Source organism: Pseudomonas putida, from assembly GCF_005080685.1.
GTDB classification, from domain to species: Bacteria; Pseudomonadota; Gammaproteobacteria; order Pseudomonadales; family Pseudomonadaceae; genus Aquipseudomonas; species Aquipseudomonas putida_V.
On the sequence record NZ_CP039371.1, the window covers coordinates 2,326,399 to 2,345,743 of the forward strand.

Annotated in this window: 13 protein-coding genes and 1 pseudogene; 13 read left to right on the plus strand and 1 reads right to left on the minus strand. The window is 64.8% G+C overall.

The features are described 5' to 3' along the window. The first annotated feature begins 80 nt into the window (after positions 1-80). On the plus strand, positions 81-2,282 hold the full coding sequence (locus E6B08_RS10760) for a TonB-dependent receptor family protein (RefSeq protein ID WP_136913978.1): 2,202 nt from the start codon (positions 81-83) through the stop codon (positions 2,280-2,282). Between the two features lie 43 nt (positions 2,283-2,325). Here E6B08_RS10760 and E6B08_RS10765 read toward each other — a convergent pair whose 3' ends face one another. Continuing rightward, the gene (locus E6B08_RS10765) at positions 2,326-3,057 is read right to left on the minus strand and encodes a class I SAM-dependent methyltransferase (RefSeq protein ID WP_136913979.1); all 732 of its coding nucleotides are present in this window, start codon (positions 3,055-3,057) and stop codon (positions 2,326-2,328) included. Positions 3,058-3,538: 481 nt separating this feature from the next. On the opposite strand from E6B08_RS10765, the gene E6B08_RS10770 reads away from it, so the two are divergent. From E6B08_RS10770 to E6B08_RS10825, 12 genes and pseudogenes are all read left to right on the plus strand, one after another. Further along, positions 3,539-5,200: an ABC transporter substrate-binding protein gene (locus tag E6B08_RS10770; RefSeq protein ID WP_192938642.1), complete on the plus strand. Its 1,662-nt coding sequence runs from the start codon at positions 3,539-3,541 to the stop codon at positions 5,198-5,200. Beyond that, positions 5,197-6,129, plus strand: a complete 933-nt coding sequence (locus tag E6B08_RS10775) for an ABC transporter permease (RefSeq protein ID WP_136913981.1) — start codon at positions 5,197-5,199, stop codon at positions 6,127-6,129. The genes E6B08_RS10770 and E6B08_RS10775 overlap by 4 nt, the downstream gene beginning before the upstream one ends. Before the next feature lie 42 nt (positions 6,130-6,171). Further along, positions 6,172-7,445, plus strand: a pseudogene (locus E6B08_RS10780) (acyl-CoA dehydrogenase family protein). Then, on the plus strand, positions 7,442-8,794 hold the full coding sequence (locus E6B08_RS10785; RefSeq protein ID WP_136913982.1) for an LLM class flavin-dependent oxidoreductase: 1,353 nt from the start codon (positions 7,442-7,444) through the stop codon (positions 8,792-8,794). Before E6B08_RS10780 ends, E6B08_RS10785 begins: the two are co-directional and overlap by 4 nt. Before the next feature lie 39 nt (positions 8,795-8,833). Then, the gene (locus E6B08_RS10790; RefSeq protein WP_136913983.1) at positions 8,834-9,886 is read left to right on the plus strand and encodes an NADP(H)-dependent aldo-keto reductase; all 1,053 of its coding nucleotides are present in this window, start codon (positions 8,834-8,836) and stop codon (positions 9,884-9,886) included. A gap of 79 nt (positions 9,887-9,965) precedes the next feature. Next, on the plus strand, positions 9,966-10,853 hold the full coding sequence (locus E6B08_RS10795; RefSeq protein ID WP_136913984.1) for an ABC transporter permease: 888 nt from the start codon (positions 9,966-9,968) through the stop codon (positions 10,851-10,853). Beyond that, positions 10,850-12,508, plus strand: coding sequence for a dipeptide ABC transporter ATP-binding protein (locus E6B08_RS10800; protein WP_136913985.1), 1,659 nt, complete (start codon positions 10,850-10,852; stop codon positions 12,506-12,508). Before E6B08_RS10795 ends, E6B08_RS10800 begins: the two co-directional genes overlap by 4 nt. Before the next feature lie 9 nt (positions 12,509-12,517). Then, positions 12,518-13,939, plus strand: coding sequence for an NtaA/DmoA family FMN-dependent monooxygenase (locus tag E6B08_RS10805; protein ID WP_136913986.1), 1,422 nt, complete (start codon positions 12,518-12,520; stop codon positions 13,937-13,939). Positions 13,940-14,088: 149 nt separating this feature from the next. Beyond that, complete coding sequence (locus tag E6B08_RS10810) at positions 14,089-15,765, plus strand: ABC transporter substrate-binding protein (protein ID WP_136913987.1); 1,677 nt, start codon at positions 14,089-14,091, stop codon at positions 15,763-15,765. Further along, the gene (locus E6B08_RS10815) at positions 15,762-16,754 is read left to right on the plus strand and encodes an ABC transporter permease (RefSeq protein ID WP_136913988.1); all 993 of its coding nucleotides are present in this window, start codon (positions 15,762-15,764) and stop codon (positions 16,752-16,754) included. Before E6B08_RS10810 ends, E6B08_RS10815 begins: the two co-directional genes overlap by 4 nt. Then, a complete protein-coding gene (locus E6B08_RS10820) occupies positions 16,751-17,611 on the plus strand; it encodes an ABC transporter permease (protein ID WP_136913989.1) in 861 nt (286 codons plus the stop codon). Before E6B08_RS10815 ends, E6B08_RS10820 begins: the two co-directional genes overlap by 4 nt. Further along, positions 17,611-19,326 (plus strand): dipeptide ABC transporter ATP-binding protein, encoded by a 1,716-nt coding sequence (locus E6B08_RS10825; protein WP_136913990.1) that lies wholly within the window; start codon positions 17,611-17,613, stop codon positions 19,324-19,326. Before E6B08_RS10820 ends, E6B08_RS10825 begins: the two co-directional genes overlap by 1 nt. Positions 19,327-19,345: the final 19 nt, after the last annotated feature.

Consider the following 19,345-nt stretch of genomic DNA (forward strand, 5'->3'; position numbering starts at 1 on the left):
CATGTTCCGTGCTCTATCGCTTGTGCCAACTCAGCGTCTCCCCGTGAGGCGCTGGATAATGAGTCAAGCAGGAGTCAGGAATGAGAAAGGCAGGAGCATCACTTTCACCGGCGCGTGGCCGGTTGCCAACGGCCTTGGGTGCAGGCGCAACGTTTTTCCTGGTCGGTCAGTTGCACGCGGCTTCTGCCGATGTGAGTGACGCCAGTCAATCTGGCCCGACCAGCCAGCTGAGTACCGTGGTCGTCGAAGGAGGCAAGCTCGACGACAGCCAGAAGGCCGAACTTGCCCTCAAGGAGGTGGCGGGCGGGGTCAACTTCATCGACGCCAAGACGGTCGAGCAAGGCCGGGTGTCGACTGCCACCGATGTGTTCGCCCTGCAGCCTGGGGTGATCGCGACGCAAGGTGGGGGCAACAACGACGGTGGCCGCATTTCGATCCGCGGCTCCGGCATCAACAAAGGGGTGGGGTATTTCCGCGCCGGGATCTTCTTCCTGTTCGATGGCCTGCCGGTTTCGGGCCCCGGTGGTACGCCCTACGAACTGTTCGAGCCGCTGGGCCTGAGCCATACCGAAATCCTGCGCGGCGCCAACGCCTTCGATATCGGCTCCCTGTACCTGGGTGGCGCGATCAACTATGTGACCAAGACCGGCTACGACGCCGCGCCCTTGCAGGTTCGCTACGAAGCGGGCAGCTATGGGTACCAGAAGCGTCAGATCAGCTCCGGCCAGGTGCTGGGGCCGCTGGACTACTACGTCAGCCTCACCGACTCGTCGTCCGATGGGTTCCAGGATCAGACCCGAGGCAAGAGTGCGGGCTTTGCCGGTAACGTCGGCTACCAGTTCTCGCCGCAACTGAAAACGCGCCTGTACTACCGCTATCGCACCACCGACAACGAAACCCCGGGCTACATCACCAAGGCTCAATTGAAGGACGATCCGAAGCAGGCCAACCCGACCAGCGTCAACGTCCGCGCGCATCGCAAGCAGCCTGGCTCGACCTGGGTGGGCAGCAAGACCCAGTACACCTTCGACGACGATTCGCACCTGGAATTCGGGTTGGTCTATCACGACTACCCCATCGATGCGCGGCAGGGCGTCAACCGCACGACCTGGGGCTTCACCGATTACTCGACCAGCCTGAAATACGATCGCCTGGACAGCCTGTTCGGCAAGAACAGCGTCACCCGCCTCAACCTGCTGCGTACCGAGCACTTGAACGCCTACGCCAAAACCTCCGTGCGGATACCGACCGGGGTCACGGCGGGACTGCCAGTGGGCAGCGAGGTGCGCAAGGCCGAGTACCAGGGCTCCGACACCGTGCTGAGTGCCAGCAACGAAACCGAAGTGATCAATGAGAAGCTCTGGCTCAGTGCTGGCGTGTCCGCCGTCAACTTCGAGCGCAAAGGGCGGGTGTCGTATCCGGTCGGGGGCGAGGCCGACAACCCGAACAACCCGGTCGAGACGAACGACTGGGAGTTCGCTCCGCGTATCGGCGTGCGCTATGCAATAACCCCCGACTGGCAGCTGTTCGGTAACCTCAGCCGCACGGTGGAGGCGCAGCAGTCCTGGGCGTTCATCTCGGGCGCTCAGGTGTTCACCTCAGGTCCCGCGACAGGCCTGAACTCCGGCGGCCAGGAACTCAAGCCGCAAATCGCCGACACGCTCGAGTTCGGTACCCGTGGCCAGCTCGGCGGGACGGCCTGGGACCTGACGTTCTATCGCTCCCATGTGCAGGACGAGCTGCTCTCGGTGATCATTCGCGAGGCGACATCCACGGCCGATGCGCTCACGTCCGAGTACAACGCCAGCAAGACCATCCACCAGGGTGTCGAACTGGGACTCGATTCGCTGCTGTGGGCAAACGACGGCAATAGCCTGCACCTGCGCCAGTCCTACACCTACAGCGATTTCTTCTACCGTGATGACGATCAATTCGGTAGCAACCGTCTGCCCGGCATTCCCAAGCACAACTACCAGGCGCAGCTGCGCTATGACTTCAACAGCGGCGTCTACGTCGGTGTGAACACCTACTATGCCTCCAAGACGCCGGTCGACTTCGCCAACACCGCAACGGCGGGCTCCTACAACCTGTGGGGTGCGACCGTAGGCTGGGACTCGCCGAAGAAGGACTGGTCGGTCTACCTGGACCTGCGCAACCTCACCGATGAGAAATATGCCGCGTCCATCAGCCCGACCTACGATGCCAAGGGCACTGACCCTCGGACGATCATTCCGGGTGACGGGTTCGGGGCTTATGCTGGCGTGCAGTACAACTTCTGGTGATCGACCTGAGCCGCAGCGTTTCGGTGCGGCTTTCGCGACGGCATCAACCCCGGCTGGCGGCGACGATCAGCATCATCGGCCGGTGGACTTCATCGGCCAGGGCCGGGCGCTCTGTCAGGTCCTGGGCCGAGGGGCCCCATTCGATCAGGCGATCCAGGTTGAAACCGCTGTCGATCAGCAGATTGACCAGCGTGCCGAGGGTGCGATGCTGTTTGATCACGCCATCGCTCAGCCAATGGGTGGTGCGTTGCCCCTCGACTTGATAGTGATCCACCGGCCAGCTCTTGCGGCCGTCGTCAGCGACTATCCAGTCCGGATGCAGCGAGGCCATGTAGATCGGATGCTCGATGGAGAACACCAGCCTGCCGCCCGGCAGCAGGGCCTGATGCACGCTGCGGAGCAACCCGGCCAGGTCGCTGATGTAGTGCAGCGCCAGTGAACTGTAGGCGAGGGTGAATCGCCCGGCCGGCAGGTCGATACCTTCCAGGTCGCCACGCTGGTAGTCGATGCGCGGGTCGGCGTTAATGGCAGCGGCGCGGGCCAGCATCTTTTCCGACACGTCGAGGCCGAGGACGCTGACAGCGCCGTGTTCCACGGCCCAGCGACTGAACCAACCATAACCGCAGCCGAGGTCCAGCACCCGTTGCCCGGCCATGTCGGGCAGCTGTGCGCGTAGGGTCGGCCACTCCGGCGCACCGGCAAGGCCGTGCTGCGAGCGCGGCAATTGGCTGTAGCCGTCGAAGAATTGATCGTTGTCGTAGATATTCTGGGCCATGGTTCGCTCAGGCTCGCTTTGTTCGCCAAGTTTAATGGGCCATTTAAAGGTTTCTTGCCCAGTAAATAAATACCTTCTGATTCGAAGTTACGAATGTTGCTGCGCATTGTTGCCTGCGCAACAGCCGTAGTTTTTCCCAGGGTGTCTGGAATTCAACAGCGAAGTGACAAACTGTAACTTGCCAGGCATGCAGCACTGATGGAACAGGTTATATACATATAAGAAAGCCTTGCGGGCGAGGCCGTCTAGGACTGGGTCGCAAGCCCATGCGGCACGCGGAAACTCTATATAGGCTGCAGCACGACCCGTATGAGCATAGTTTGAAATCAGATAAACAAGGCGGGTCGGTCCTTACTGCCAGGCATGGCATGTTCGCTGCATAGTCCGGATGCGTGCTGATGCGACACCGTGGTCAGCCGGATCAACTAAGGAATGTGCTTTGGCCGCGCTCTTGAAATCTACCGTTGTGTTGTCTCTCTCTATGGCGATCAGTGCATGCTCGCCAGCATCGCCGCCCACGTCGGCCACTGCGCGCGCTGACGGAACCCTGATCGACGGCCGGGTGACCTATCCGGCTTCGGACTTCCATGAACAGGTTCCGGGCCGCCAGGGCGGAACGCTGCGCGTGTCCGCTGCCTCGGACGCGGGCAGCTTCGATATCCATGCGTTGTCCAACGGCAACATGCAGTGGATGGGGCGGATCCTGTTCGACTGCCTGGTGGCGCAAGACGAGCAGGGCAACATCTCGCCATGGTTGGCAAAATCCTGGGAGATTTCCGAAGACGGCAAGACCTACACCTTTCACTTGCGCGATGACGTGACCTTCAGCGATGGCGAGCATTTCAATGCCGCTGCATTGCAGGTCAACCTCGATCACATGCGCGATCCCGCCACCAAATCCCCGCTGGCTGCGGCGTACATCGCCCCCTATACCGGTGGACGGGTCATCGACGAATACACGTTCGAAGCTCATTTGCGTGAACCCTATACGCCGTTTCTCGATGTGCTGGCGCAATCCTGGCTGGGGATGATCTCGCCCAAGCAGATCCGTGAGGCCCCGAAGAGCATTGCCGAGCATCCGGTCGGTAGCGGGCCGTTCGTGTTGCAGAGCTACACGCGTGACCAGGGAGCGGTTTTCCTCAAGCGCCGGGGCTACCACTGGGCGCCGCCGGTGACGCGGCATGTGGGCGAGGCCTACCTGGACCGGATCGAACTCAGCTACGTGCCCGAGGCGATGATTCGCTTCACCGCGCTGGAGTCGGGGCAGTCGGATTTCGCCCTGGATGCGCCGCCGCAGAATGCCGCCGCGATCCGCGCCAATCCGGCGTTGGTGCTGCGCAGTCGGATCCGTAAAGGCAACCCCAGCCGCAGCATGACGTTCAATGTCGAGCAGCCACCGTTCGACGACGTGCTGGTGCGGCGCGCGGTGGCCAAGGCGATCGATCGCGAGGGGCTGGCGTGGATTTCCGGCTTTGGCGAACTCATCGCCAAGGCGGATTTTCTCGCCGCCAACACGCGGTTCTATCAGCCCAACAACGATGCCCTGGCCTACGATGTCGATGCCGCCAATGCCTTGCTCGACCAGGCCGGTTGGACTGGGCGCGATGCCCAGGGATACCGCACCCGTAATGGTCAGCGCCTGAAGGCCACCTTGCTGACTTATGACAACCCGGCGTTCCCGGGCAGCGTTTCGGTGGCGATCCAGGCTGACCTGAAAAAGGTCGGCTTCGATATGCCGATCGAAGTGCTGCCGCTGCTGAGGGTCAGCGAGCGCCGCTATGCCGGCAAGTTTCAAGCGCTGGCTGCCGGTTACTGGCACACCAATACGCCGGACGGCCTGTTCGTGCTGTACCACAGCCAGTCGATCAGCACGGCGAAACTGATCGGCCAGAACGCTGGCAAGTTTCGCGATGCAGAGCTTGACCGGGTGCTGACGGCTGCCCGGCAATCACGGGATCCCGAGGAGCTGCAACGCTTGTACGGCCAAGCGCAGAAGCGCCTCACCGAAACCGTGCCGGCGGTGCCTTCCGTCGAAAGCCAGGTCCTGGCTGCCTACCGCCGCGAGGTCAAGGGCGTGATTTTCGACACGTCGCACAACGTGCCTTATTTCCCCAGCATCTGGCTGGATCGGGGGCAACCATGAACCTGTTCAAACGCATTGCCCTGCGCCTGCTAGCCGGTATCGGCGTGTTGTGGGGCGCGGCGAGCCTGACGTTTCTGGCGGTGAACTTCAGTGGTGGCGACACCGCGCTGGCGATTCTTGGAGGCCCCGATGCGCTGCCCACCCCTGAGCTGTTGGCCAGGGTCCGCGCCGAATACGGCTTGGACCAGCCATTGATCGTGCAGTACGGCGATTATCTGGGGCGCTTGCTGCAGGGTGACCTGGGGGAGTCCTACCGCCTGCGTATTCCCGTGGTCCAGGCCATCGGCGAGCAGATCGGCGCCACTGTGCAACTGTCGATCAGTGCTGGGCTGCTGGCCATCACGCTGGCGCTGGTCTGCGCGATTCTGACCGCCAACCGCGCGCCGTGGGTGCGCTCGCTGGCCTCCGGCAGCGAGCTGGTGATTTCGTCGGCACCGTCCTTCGTCATCGGCATCGTGCTGTTGCTGGTGTTTTCCTTTCACTGGCACTGGCTGCCGCCGTCCGGCTCCGAGGGTTGGCGCACGCTGATCCTGCCGACAGTGGCGCTCGCGCTGCCGGTGGCCGCGGTCCTGACGCAACTGCTGCGCCAGTCGCTGGAAGACACCCTGGAGCAATCGTTCATCGCCATGGCGCGCGCTCGCGGGCTGTCGGAAACCGCCGTGCGCCTGCGACATGCGCTGCGTCATGCATTGGTGCCACTGGTGACCCTGGCCGGCTTCGTCTTCGCCAGCCTGCTGGGCGGTGCGGTGGTCATCGAACTGCTGTTCGCCCGCCAGGGGCTGGGCCGGCTGATGCTCGACGCGACCAGCAACAAGGATGTGCCGATGGTGCTGGGCGTGACCTTACTGGCTGCGGCCGTGTACGTGCTGGTGAACCTGGCCGTCGACCTGATCAATCGCTGGATCGACCCGCGGGGCGCGCATGAATGAACGCCTTCCGCCGGATGAAACATCCCTGAACAAGGAAAAATCATGAGTACTGCCAATCCCACCGATGTGACCTGGGAAGACCTGCAACAGCGTTTCTCCAAGGTGTTCGAGCAGATCGCCGACAGCGCGGTGGCCCGCGAGCAACAGCGCGAACTGGCCTTCGAAGCCGTGCAATGGCTACGCGATGCAGGCTTTGGCGCCTTGCGCGTGCCGAAGGCACAAGGTGGCCTGGGTGCCAGCCTGCCGCAGCTGTTTCGTCTGTTGATCGACCTGGGCGAGGCGGATTCGAACCTGCCGCAGATCGTCCGTGCGCACTTCGGCTTTGTCGAAGGCCGTCTGTCCAGCCGTGACCAGGCATCGCAGGACTACTGGCTGCCCAAGGTGGTGGCGGGGCAACTGTGGGCGCGGCCATGGCCGAACGGACCGACACCACGCGCAACTCGGTCACCCTCCAGGCGCAGGCGCCGGGCGATGCAGATGCAGGGTGGTTGCTCAACGGCGAGAAATTCTATTGCACCGGCACCCTGTATGCCGATTGGATCGCGGCGGTCGCGCTGGAGGGTGATGACTTCGTCAGCCTCTCGGTGCCCACCGATGCCGAGGGCGTATCGGTGGTGGACGACTGGGACGGTTTCGGCCAGCGCCTGACCGGCAGCGGCACCACGCGGTTCAGCGCGGTCAAGGTTGCCGATCGGCACATCGTGCGCCGTTTCAAGAAGGATGAGGTGCGCGCCGAGTCGTACCTGAGCGCTTTCTATCAATTGTTCCACCTCGCGACCTTGGCGGGCATCGCCCAGGCGGTACTGCGCGATGCGACCGAATTCGTCAAAGGCCGTACACGGGCGTTCGGCATTCCGGGGCAGTCCAGTCCCAAGGACGATCCGCTGGTGCAACGTGTGATCGGTCGGCTGTCCAGCCTGGCCTATGCCGCACGCTCCCAGGTCCTGGCGGTGGCGCAGGTGCTGCAGGACGTGCATGACGCCGAGCAGGGCGGCTACGCCGAAGAACAGCATTACACCGAGGCGGAGATTCGCGCCTACCAGGCTCAGCAGATCGTGCTGGAACAGGTGCTTGAGGCCACCACCTTGCTGTTCGAAGTCGGTGGCGCCTCGGCCACCAGTGAAACCCGCCGTTTCGACCGGCACTGGCGCAATGCGCGGACGTTGGCCTCGCACAACCCGGCGATCTACCGCGAGCGGGCGCTGGGCAACTACTACCTCAACGACATCACACCGAACGCGGCGTGGCGCAGCCTGCAGGCGGCCGATGCCGAAAAGCAGGCTGGCAGTGTCCGTGACGAGGCGAGCGCAGTATGAGCACACCCAATAGCAAGAATATCCGTGACGGGCAGATGAGCCTGGGCATGAACATCCTTGGCTTCGGCGCCCATTCCGGTGCCTGGCGCAGTGCCGAAGTGCCTGCCAATGCCTATCTCGATGTCGAGTACTACCGCAACATTGCGCGGGTTTCAGAGCGCGGTTGCCTGGATGCGATTTTCCTGGCCGATGGCCCGGCGCTGGCTGGCGATGTGTCGAAGCAACCGGCCGGCCGCCTGGAACCGACCGTGCTGCTGACCGCGGTGGCATTGGCCACGCAACGCATCGGCGTGATCGCCACGGCCTCGAGCACCTACAACGACCCGTTCAACATCGCCCGGCGTTTCGCCTCGCTGGACCACCTCAGTGGCGGGCGAGCGGCGTGGAACGTGGTGACCAACGCCGGCGATGCCGCTGCGCAGAACTTTGGCCTGGCCGGTGCGCCGCTGCATGTGGACCGCTATGCCCGTGCCGACGAGTTCATCGATGTCACGCTCAAGCTGTGGGACAGCTGGGAAGACGACGCGATCATCGGTGACGCCCGAGGCGGGCGCTTTGCCGACCCAAGCAAGGTGCACAGCATCGATTTCGTTGGCAAGCATTTCTCGGTCAAGGGCCCGCTGAACGTACCGCGCTCGCCACAAGGCCGGCCGGTGCTGGTGCAGGCCGGCTCATCGGAGGGCGGCAAGGCCCTGGGGTCGCGCTACGCCGATGCGATCTTCACCACCCAGACCACCCTGGAAGATGGCCAACAGTTCTACCGCGAGATGAAGCAGCGTGCCGCGCGCTGGGGCCGCAATCCCGAGTACCTGAAGATCATGCCTGGGTTGTCCACGGTGATCGGCAGCAGCGAAGCCGAGGCCCATGCGCGCTTCGACGAACTGAACGCCTGGCACGGCGAGCACGGCCTGCTGGAGCAGGTGGCGGGGCGCATTGGCATCGCCGCCAGCGAACTGGACCCGGACGCGCCGTTGCCGTGGGATCGCATCGGCGCGGTGGCGGATTTCGAGCGTGGCTCACAGGGCTTTCTCGAAGCGCAACTGAACCTGGCGCGCCGGGAAAACCTGAGCATCCGCCAACTGTCGCGGCGGATCCTGGTCGGTCATCGATTGCTGGTGGGCACCCCCGAGCAGGTGGCCGACACCTTGAGCCATTGGTACCTGGCGCATGCCGCCGACGGCTTCAACATCATGCCGGACATGTTCCCCTCCGGTGTCGAAATCTTCGTCGATGAAGTGGTGCCGTTGCTGCAAAAGCGCGGCCTGTTCCGGCACGAATACACCGGCAGCACCCTGCGCGAGCACCTCGGGCTGCCGTTTCCGACCAACCAGTACGCGCTGCGGGCTTGAACCGGGCGTGCGTCTCGATTTGCCAACGAAGGACTCAACATGCGTTATCGACAATTGGGCAACAGTGATATCCAAGTCAGCATTTTCGGCCTCGGCACCATGACCTGGGGCCATCAGAACAGCGAACGCGACGCCCACCAGCAGATCGAGCTGGCGCTGGAGCACGGCGTCAACCTGATCGACACCGCCGAGATGTACCCGACGCCGACCAAGGCCGAAACCTGGAGCACCACCGAGCGCTACATCGGTACCTGGCTGGCTGCCAGCGGTCGGCGCTCCGACGTGGTGCTGGCGAGCAAGATCGTCGGCCCGGCGCGTGACGCCAACAGCCAGCAGCATATCCGCGATGGCCTGAGCCGGCACGACAAGCGCAACATCGTCGAAGCCCTGGAGGGCAGCCTCAAGCGTCTGCAGACCGACTATCTGGACCTCTACCAGCTGCACTGGCCGGACCGCACCACCAACATCTTCGGCCAGCGTGAATACCCGTACCAGGACGACGTCGGCAGCGTGGCCATCGAGGAAACCCTGTCGGTGCTGGCCGAGCAGGTGAAGGCCGGTAAAGTCCGTCACATCGGTGTGTCCAACGAGACGCCTTGGGGCGTGGCGCAGTTCCTCAAGCACAGCGAACGCCTGGGGCTACCTCGGATCGTCAGCGTGCAGAACCCCTACAGCCTGCTCAATCGCCTTTACGAAGGCGGGCTGTCGGAGTTCAGCCATCGCGAAGGTGTCGGCCTGCTGGCCTATTCGCCGCTGGCCTTCGGCGCGCTGACCGGCAAGTACCTCAATGGTGCCCGTCCTGAGGGCTCGCGGCTGTCGGCGGTGTATCGCACCTTCAACCGCTATGACAGCGCAGCGGCCCAGGAGGCGATCGCCGGCTATGTCGAGATCGCCCGCCAGCACGGGCTGACCCCGGCGCAACTGGGCTTGGCGTACCTGTTCGACAAACCCTTCGTCACCAGTGCCCTGACCGGGCAGACCAGCCTGGCGCAGTTGCGCGACAACCTCAGTGCACTGGATGTGACCCTGAGCGACGAGGTCAAGGCGCAGGTGCAGGCCGTTCACCAACGCATTCCCAACCCGGCGCCGTAAGGCCAACGCGTGCCTTGCAGCGGCCTCGATCCTGTTCAAGCCAGGTCGCTGCGGGACGCTCGTGCAGAGGAAAATGGACATGTCCCAGGCAATTGAACCTGTCATCACCGGCCCGGTGGCCGGCAGCGGCGGCGACCGGGCGCTGGGCCTGGGGCGCTGGAGGCCGGTACGGCCCGGGCTATGGGCCGCCGGCGTGTTCGTCGTCTGGCTGTTGCTGGCCGCCGCGGTGCCACAGTGGCTGGCGCCATTCGACCCGCTGGACGCCACTGCGCGCCTGGCTTTTCAACCACCCAATGCCACCTACTGGCTGGGCACCGACGAGAACGGCCGGGATGTGCTTAGCCGGTTGATCTTCGGTGTGCGCTCGTCACTGTTCATGGGTTTGGCGGCCACTGCGCTGGGGTTGGCCTGGGGCACGCTGATCGGCTTGTTGTCGGGCCTCGGACCACGCTGGCTGGACGCGGCCTTGATGCGTGGCATCGATGTGCTGCTGGCATTCCCGGACCTGCTGTTGGCCCTGGTGATCATCACCTTCTTCGGCCAGGGCACCGCCAACCTGATCCTGGCGCTGGGCATCGCCGCCGTACCCCGTTATGCCCGGTTGGTCCGCGCCCAGACCCTCAACGTGCGCCAGACCGGCTATGTCGAGGCGGCGTTGACCCTGGGGCAGTCGCACCTGGCCGTGGTGCTGCGGCACATCCTGCCCAACGCCTTCAAGCCGGTATTGATCCTCGCCATCATCGGCATTGGCGGCACCATCACTGCAGGCGCTGCCTTGAGCTTTCTCGGTTTTGGCGCGCCGCCGCCGGCTGCGGAGTGGGGCGGGATGATGGCCATCGGTCGGAGCTTTTTGGCCAACGCGCCGTGGCTGGTGGCGTGGCCGGCGCTGATCATCACCCTGACCGTGGTTGCCATCAGTGCCATCGGCCGTGAACTGCTGCGCCGCAGCGAAGGAAAACCGCTATGAATGCGAACATCCATGCCCTCGGCCCATTGGTCGACATTCGTGACCTGACCGTGCGCTTCGGCCAGGCGAGGCCGGTACTGCATGGCGTCAGCCTGCAGATCGAACGCGGCGAATGCCTGGCGATCGTCGGCGAATCGGGCTCGGGCAAGAGCGTGACCGCGCGTACCCTCGCGGGGCTCACCGGCAGGGGCGCGCAGATCGACGCGGCCAAACTGGCGTTCCAGGGTATCGACCTGCGTCGTCTCGACGAGCGTGCCTGGCAGCGGCTGCGCGGCGCCAGTATCGGTTTTGTCATGCAGGATGCGCTGGGCGCGCTGGACCCGCTGCGGCGGGTTGGCGCAGAGGTCGAGGAGCCGCTGCACCTGCACACGCAACTGAATGCCGAGGCGCGGCGCCTGCGGGTGCTTGAGCTATTGCGCGCGGTCGGCGTCCCGGAGCCTGAGCTGCGCGCCAGCCAGTACCCGTGGCAGTTGTCCGGCGGGCTTCGTCAGCGGGCGTTGATCGCGTCGGCGATTGCCTGCAATCCGCGGCTGATCATCGCCGACGAGCCGACCACGGCATTGGACGCCACGGTGCAGGCGCAAGTCATCGCCTTGCTGGAAAGCCTGCGGGCGGAGGAGAACGCTTTGCTGATGGTCAGCCATGACCTGTCGGTGGTCGCCCGCCTGGCCGATCGCGTGGTGGTGATGCACCACGGCGTGATCGTCGAGCAGGGCAGTACCGAGCAGGTGCTGCACGATCCACGGCATGCCTACACCCGGTCGCTGTTGCGCGCCGCCCGGGCGGTGCATTTCCAGCCGCAGCGCCAGCCGCTGGCACCGGTGGCGCCGCAGGCAGTGCCAGCCGGTGAGGTGTTGCTGGAGGCGCGCTCGCTGAGCAAGTCTTTCGTCGGTCCGGACGGCCGTCGGCGGACGGTGCTCAAGCAGGCGTCGTTGCAGTTGCGTCGGGGCCAGACGCTGGGTGTGGTCGGTGAGTCCGGTTCCGGCAAGACCACCCTTACCCGACTGATTCTCGGTCTGGAAAACCCCGATAGCGGCGAGGTGTGGATCGCGGGGCAGCGTTGGTCGCAGCTCGATGCGGTACGCCAGCGCCAGGCCCGCCGGGCGGTGCAGGTGGTGTTCCAGGACCCGCAGAGTTCGTTCGATCCGCGCTACACCGTGCAGCGGGTGCTGTTCGAGGCATTGTCGGTTGCCGGGTTGCCGCGCAAGGCCTGGCGTAGCAAAGCCGAGCAATTGCTTGAACTGGTGCGCCTGGACGTGGCGGTGCTGTCGCGCCGGCCGATCGAGCTTTCCGGAGGGCAGCGCCAACGCATCGCCATCGCCCGGGCGCTGGCATGCGAGCCGCAGATCCTGATCTGCGATGAGCCGGTGTCGGCGCTGGATGTCTCGGTGCAGGCGCAGATTCTCGAACTGCTCGACGACCTCAAGCGGCGGCTGGGCCTGGCCTGCCTGTTCATCTCGCATGATCTGGGGGTCATCAATCATGTCAGCGAACGGGTACTGGTGATGAAGGACGGCGAAGTGGTGGAGTCGGGCTCCGTGCGTGCGGTGTTCGACCGCCCGGTCCATGCCTACACGCGTTCGCTGATCGCCGCGATCCCGACCCTCGACGCTGAATACCCGCCAGCCGAATTCTATCTGCAAGTTGCCATCTGAGGTCTGCACATGAGTGAGCACGCAAGGGCTTCAGCGCCCAAGCAGTTACACGTCAACCTGTTCGAAATGAATTGCGTCAGCCACATCGTGCACGGGCTCTGGGTGCATCCGCAGAACAACCGGCATCGCTTCAACGACCTGGACTACTGGACCGAGCTGGCCCAGCTGCTGGAATACGGCACCTTCGACGGGGTGTTCCTCGCCGACGTCATCGGCACCTACGATGCCTTTCGCGGTGGGCCTGAAACCGCACTGCGTGAAGGCATGCAGATTCCCAGCAATGACCCGTTGTTGGTGATTCCGGCGATGGCCGCGGTTACCCGCAACCTCGGTTTCGGCGCGACCTTTTCCACCACCTACGAGCCACCGTTTGCCTTCGCCCGGCGCATGAGCACGCTGGACCACCTGACCAAGGGGCGAGTCGGCTGGAACATCGTCACTTCGTACCTGCCCAATGCCGCCCGCAATTTTGGCCACGACACCGAGGTGGTCCACGATCACCGCTACGAAATCGCCGACGAGTACCTGGATGTCCTGTACAAGTTGTGGGAAGGCTCCTGGGATGACGATGCGGTGATCCAGGACCGCGAAAAGCGCATCTACACCGACCCGGCCAAGGTGCGCTACATCGACCACGTCGGCGAACACTTCAAGGTCGCCGGCCCGCATTTGTGCCAGCCTTCCCGGCAGCGCACGCCGGTGCTGTTCCAGGCCACGGGATCGCCGGCCGGCATCGAGTTCGCTGGGCGGCATGCCGAAGTGGTGTTCACCGGGGGTATCGATACGGTGGCGGTCAGGGCCAATATCCAGGCGATGCGTGACAAGGCCATCGCCCACGAACGCGATCCGGCTGGGCTCAAGTTCATCGTCATGGCCGGGGTGATCGTCGGCCGCAGCGACGAGGAAGTCAGCCGCAAGCTCGACAGTTATCGCCAGTTGATGAGCGTCGAGGCCTCGTTGGCCCACGCCCAGGCTGCCGTGGATCTTACGGCCGTGCCGCGAGACACGTTGATCAGCGAGTTGATCGAGCGCAAGGTCGAGGGCTGGCAGAGCCTGTCGCGCTACAAGCCGCACTGGACGGTGGGTGCGGTGCTGGGGCAGCTGGAGGGTTTCAATCGCGAGCGTTTCTTCGTCGCCGGCACGCCGGAGGTGGTGGCCGATGAGATCGAGAAGTGGCTGGATGTGGATGGTATCGATGGGATCAACCTGCGCCAGTACCTGTCATTCGAAACGGCGCGGGACTTCATCGAACTGGTGATTCCGGAGCTGCGCCGACGCGGGCGCTTCCGCGAGCGCTACAGCGATGGCGAAACCCTGCGCGAGCGCCTGTTCGGCGCAGGCCGTGCGCGTTTGCCCGATGATCACTATGGCGCCCGCTACCGCGACCCTGGCGCATTGCATCAGGCGGCCAGGCCGCTGCGTTTCGCCTGAATGTCGGGGCGAGTGTTGGCAAGCCAACAGCGACCGTGCAGATTGTCGCTTGGCAACACTCGCAAACCCGCAAAACCCGTGTTTACGGGCTGCAAAATGCGGCATGCCCTGTGCAATGGTCTGATCCCCGGACTAGAGGCATCAGGACCATGCGCGAACCCGCTCCGTATTTGCAACTCCCTGGCAGGCCTGCGAGGTCGCTGCTCAAACACCTCCCGCTGATCGCGGTGGCCGCCGCGCTATTGGGCTGCGGGCAGGAAGGTACCTCGGTGGCACGCAGTGACAAACCGGTGAGTGGCGGCACGTTGGTGTATGCCACCGACCGCGAGCCTACCTGCCTCGACCCCCATGTGGCGGGAGACATGCCGCAGGTGTTCATCGGCCAGCAGTACCTCGATTCGTTGGTGTCGATGGATGACCAAGGGCAGATCGGCCCTTGGCTGGCAAAGCGTTGGGAAGTCTCCGCTGACGGGCTGTCGTACACCTTCCACCTGCGCAACGACGTGCATTTCACTGACGGCACGCCGTTCAACGCCGCAGCGGTCAAGGCCAACCTCGACCACATGGCCAATCCGAAAACCCAGTCCAGCACCGCGGGCGGCTACATTCGCCAGTACCGCAGCACCGAGGTCATCGACAACGACACGGCGGTGGTGCATCTGGCCACCCCCTACGCGGCGTTTCTGGAAGTGCTGGCCCAGGGGTTTCTCGGCATCGAATCGCCCACCGCGCTGCAGCGACCACGCGATGTGAACTGCGAGAGCCCGGTTGGCAGCGGGCCGTTCAAGATCGTGCGCTGGGACCGGCAGAGCCAGGTCGAACTGGTGCGCAATCCCGATTACAACTGGGCGCCACCGACCGCTAAGCACCAGGGGCCGGCCTGGCTTGATCGGGTGATCTGGAAGTTCATCCAGGAGCCCTCGGTGCGCTTCGCCTCGCTGCAGGCGGGGGAGGTGGACGTCATCGAGGCGCTGCCGCCGGAGTCCCACGAAGCCGCACGGCGCAACCCCGATCTGCAATTGCTGATCGCCCAGCGCCCGGGCAATCCCACCAACGGCACGTTGAACATTACCCGGGCGCCCTTCAACGACCTGCGCGTGCGTGAAGCATTCGTGCGCAGCGCCGATATCGACGGCGCGCTGAAGAGCGTCTATTTCAACGAGTTTCCACGCGCCGGTGGGCCGTTGAGCCCGGCCACGCGCTTCTACAGCCCGGCCTACCAGCATGCCCAGGACTACGATCCGAGCCGGGCGGCACGCCTGCTCGACGAGGCCGGTTGGACCCAGCGCGACAGCGACGGATATCGCATCAAGGACGGCAAGCGCCTGAGCGTGCATGCGGTGATGGGCAACCGCACACCCCCTTCGGAATACACCCTGTGGGAGCAGGTGCAGGCGACCACCCGGCAGGTCGGTTTCGAACTGATCATCGACCAGATGAGTGACGTGCTGGCCACCAAGCGCCAGGCCGACTGGGACTACGACATCCGCCTGGGTTACTGGAACACCAATACTGCCGATGTGTTGCGGATCATCTTCGGCGCCGACTTCATCCAGCCTGCCGGCGTTGGCGGCTACCACCAGAACACCGCCGGCTACACCGACCCGACCTTCGAACGGTTGGTACAGCAGGCGCTGGTGACCCAGGACCCGGAGCAGCGTGGCGCGCTGTACGACAAGGCCCAGCAGATCGCGTCCAGCCAGTACCTGCAACTGACCACCTACCCGCAGAGCACCCGGCTGGGCATCTACAAGACCACCCAGGGCGTGCGCCTCGAGCCCTCTCTGGCGGTGACCTATCTCTACGACGCATGGGTGAACAAATGACCAATGCCATTTCCAAGGAGGCGCCGGCCAGCCCCCGCCGCGAGCGTCTGCAACAGTTGGGCCGTCGCGCCCTGTGGCGTCTGGGCGGCGGGATCCTGGTGCTGTGGGCAGTCGCGACGCTGACCTTCTTCGCCCTGCGCCTGATGCCGGGCGACCCGGTCCAGGCCATCCTCGGTGGCCCCAGCGGCAACCCGACCCCTGAAACCATCGCCGAGGCGACACGTGAGTACGGCTTGGACAAACCGTTGCCGGTGCAATACGCGCTGTACCTGGGGCGTCTGCTGCAAGGCGATCTGGGCGTGTCCTATTCGCAGCATCTGCCCGTGACGCGTGTGCTGGCCGAGCAGTCGTGGCCGACCCTGGAACTGACGTTCTGCGCGTTGGCGCTGTCCTGGCTGCTGGTACTGGCGCTGACGGTGTTGACCGCCGGGCGGCGGCGTTGGGTCGGCAGCCTGGCGTCGCTCGCCGAAACCCTGTCGGCCGCCTTGCCGCACTTCTGGCTCGGCATTTTGCTGCTGGCGGTGTTTGCCTTCGGCCTGCGCTGGTTTCCTCCGGCCGGCAGCGATGGTTGGCGCACCCTGGTGCTACCGGCGTTCGCGCTGGCGATTCCGCTGGCGGGTTTCATTGCCCAAGTCACCCGTGAGTCGCTCGACCTGACGCTCGAACAGCCCTTCGTGCTGACTGCCCGCACGCGCGGGCTGAGCGACGTCGCGGTGCGCTTCAAGCACGCACTGCGGCATGCCGTACTGCCGGGGATTTCGCTGTCTGGCTGGGCCATCGGCGCGTTGATAAGCGGTGCGGTGGTGATCGAAGTGATCTTTTCCCGCAAGGGCCTGGGCCGTCAGCTGTTCCAGGCGGTACAGGCCCAGGACCTGCCCTTGACCATCGGCATCAGCCTGGTGGTCGCCGCCGGTTACGTGCTGGCCAACATCCTGGTCGATCTGCTGTACCAGTGGGTCGATCCTCGTCAACAGGGGAGCGTGGCATGAGCGAATTGACCTTGGACACCTCGTTGCCAGCCCTGCGTGTGCAACGTACCGCCCGCCGTGTGCGCGTCGGGCCGCTGTTGGCAGTGACCTTTCTGCTGCTGGTGATCGCTGCCGCCATCGCGCCGCAATGGTTCGCCCACAGCGATCCGTTGGCCATCGTGCCGCGCGATGCGTTCCATCCGCCGAGTTGGGAGCACTGGTTCGGCACCGACCAGTCGGGCCGCGATATCTTTTCCCGGGTCATTCACGGGACCCGACAGTCACTGTTCATTGGCCTGGCAGCGACCGCCATCGCCATGAGCATCGCCATCGTGCTGGGCCTCGTCGGCGGGCTGGGCGGGGCGCGGATGGACCGTGGCGTGGGCTGGTTGCTGGAAGTGCTGTTCGCGTTTCCGAGCCTGATCCTGGCGTTGTTGTTCGTGGCGATCTTCGGCAGCGGCATCGGCCCGTTGATCGTCGCCACCGGGCTCGGCGGAGCACCCGGCTATGCGCGGATGGTCCGTGGTCAGGTGCTGGCGGTACGCAATGCCGGCTACATCGAGGCGGCACGGGCGCTGGGGCACGCGCCGCTGCGCATCATCACCCGGCAACTGCTGCCCAACGCCATGCGGCCGTTGATCGTGACCATCACCATGGGTGTCGGCCAGGCCATCGTCTGGGCATCGGCCCTGAGCTTCCTGGGGCTGGGCGCCCGCCCACCGGCACCTGAGTGGGGAACCATGCTGTCGATGGGCCGCGATTTCATCGCCAATGCCTGGTGGCTGACCTTCTTCCCGGGGCTGTTCATCGTCCTGACCACCCTGTCGACCACCGTCGCCGGTCGCTATCTGCAACAACGCCTGGAGGGCCGCCTGTGATGAGCGAGTTGAAACGTTTGATCGTCGAGGGACTGTCCATCGAGTTCGCCGGGCAGTCGGTGGTGCGCGATGTGTCGTTCACCCTCGAGCCGGGCAAGACCTTGGCGCTGGTCGGCGAGTCCGGCTCTGGCAAGAGCGTCACTGCCCGCAGCCTGATTGGCCTGGCGGGCGAGGGCGCGCGCGTTACCGCGCGCCGCCTGAGCTATGCCGGCCGCGATCTGCTGAGCCTGTCCGAACGAGGCTGGCGGGCGCTGCGCGGCAAGGACATCGGCTTCGTGCTGCAGGACGCACTGGTGTCCTTGGACCCGTTGCGGCCGGTGGGCAAGGAAATTCTCGAGGTATTGCAGACGCACCGCTGGGGCGACAAGCACAGCCGCGGCGAACGGGTCATCGAGCTGCTGGAAACCGTCGGTGTGCCCGAGCCACGGCTGCGCGCCCGCCAGCGTCCGGATCAGTTGTCCGGCGGCCTGCGCCAGCGTGCGTTGATCGCCAGCGCCTTGGCCCTGAATCCTGGCCTGGTCATCGCCGATGAGCCGACCACTGCCCTGGATGCCACGGTGCAGGCGCAGATCCTCGACGTGCTGCAAAAGATCAAGGCGCAGGGCAACTCGCTGTTGATCATCAGCCATGACCTGGGGGTCGTCGCGCAACTGGCCGATGAAGTGCTGGTGCTACGCCACGGTGAAGTGGTGGAGCAGGGGCCGATGGAGCAGGTGCTGCGCACGCCGCGGCATCCGTATACCCGCGCGCTGCTGGACGCGGTGCCCGCCGAGCATGCCCGCGGCACGCGGCTTTCACCGGGGCAGGCCGACGCAGTGGCAACGTACCGGGCCAAGCGTGACGCGCCGGTACTGCTCAAGGCCGAGGGGCTGGGCAAGCGCTATGTCGGCCCTGATCAGGTGGTGCGCCAGGTGGTCGAGGGTGTCGGCTTCGAGCTGCGCGCCGGCAGAACCCTGGGCATCGTCGGCGAGTCCGGGTCGGGCAAGACCACGGTGGCGCGGATCGCCCTGGGCCTGTTGCAACCGGATGCCGGTGAGGTGCGTTTTCTCGGGCGGCCATGGTCGGTTGCAGGCCACGGGCATGTGGAGGAAAAGGACCGTCGCTTGCACCGGCGCGATATCAGCGTGATCTACCAGGATCCGTTGAGCTCGTTCGACCCGCGCTGGAGCGTTGGGCAGATCCTGGCCGATGCGCTGGATGTCGCGGGCGTCGAGGTCAGCCAGCAAGCGGCCAGGGTCGCTCGGCTGTTGCAACAGGTACGGCTACCGGCAGCGTTGGCCAGCCGTCGGCCGCTGCAACTGTCCGGCGGCCAGCGCCAGCGGGTGGCGATTGCCCGGGCCATCGCCAGCAACCCGAAAGTGATCATCTGCGACGAGCCTGTCTCGGCCCTGGACGTTTCGGTGCAGGCCCAGGTGCTCGATCTGCTGGCCGACCTGCAGGCCTCGCTCGGGCTGGCCTATCTGTTCATTTCCCACGACCTGGGCGTGATCCGCCACGTCAGCGACGACGTGCTGGTGATGCGTCACGGCCAGGTCGTGGAAAGCGCGGACGTCGACACGCTTTTCGACCACCCACAGCACGAATACACCCGGCGTCTGCTCGGGGCGGTACCGCGTCTGCCGGGCTCCGGCAGCACGTTGGTGGTCCCGCCGCTGGAGCCAGAGCACCCGGCGTGGCTGTTCGATGAATCCCGTCTTTGGAAAATCGCCATCTAGTTTGCGTTTAGCCCCTTGC

Excerpts from the sequence above, each read along its gene's own strand:
- E6B08_RS10760 (WP_136913978.1), top strand. The coding sequence starts at position 81 with ATGAGAAAGGCAGGAGCATCACTTTCACCGGCGCGTGGCCGGTTGCCA.
- E6B08_RS10770 (WP_192938642.1), top strand. The coding sequence starts at position 3,539 with ATGGCGATCAGTGCATGCTCGCCAGCATCGCCGCCCACGTCGGCCACT.
- E6B08_RS10815 (WP_136913988.1), top strand. The coding sequence starts at position 15,762 with ATGACCAATGCCATTTCCAAGGAGGCGCCGGCCAGCCCCCGCCGCGAG.
- E6B08_RS10805 (WP_136913986.1), top strand. The coding sequence starts at position 12,518 with ATGAGTGAGCACGCAAGGGCTTCAGCGCCCAAGCAGTTACACGTCAAC.
- E6B08_RS10810 (WP_136913987.1), top strand. The coding sequence starts at position 14,089 with ATGCGCGAACCCGCTCCGTATTTGCAACTCCCTGGCAGGCCTGCGAGG.
- E6B08_RS10795 (WP_136913984.1), top strand. The coding sequence starts at position 9,966 with ATGTCCCAGGCAATTGAACCTGTCATCACCGGCCCGGTGGCCGGCAGC.
- E6B08_RS10775 (WP_136913981.1), top strand. The coding sequence starts at position 5,197 with ATGAACCTGTTCAAACGCATTGCCCTGCGCCTGCTAGCCGGTATCGGC.
- E6B08_RS10785 (WP_136913982.1), top strand. The coding sequence starts at position 7,442 with ATGAGCACACCCAATAGCAAGAATATCCGTGACGGGCAGATGAGCCTG.
- E6B08_RS10825 (WP_136913990.1), top strand. The coding sequence starts at position 17,611 with ATGAGCGAGTTGAAACGTTTGATCGTCGAGGGACTGTCCATCGAGTTC.
- E6B08_RS10820 (WP_136913989.1), top strand. The coding sequence starts at position 16,751 with ATGAGCGAATTGACCTTGGACACCTCGTTGCCAGCCCTGCGTGTGCAA.
- E6B08_RS10800 (WP_136913985.1), top strand. The coding sequence starts at position 10,850 with ATGAATGCGAACATCCATGCCCTCGGCCCATTGGTCGACATTCGTGAC.
- E6B08_RS10790 (WP_136913983.1), top strand. The coding sequence starts at position 8,834 with ATGCGTTATCGACAATTGGGCAACAGTGATATCCAAGTCAGCATTTTC.
- E6B08_RS10765 (WP_136913979.1), bottom strand. The coding sequence starts at position 3,057 with ATGGCCCAGAATATCTACGACAACGATCAATTCTTCGACGGCTACAGC.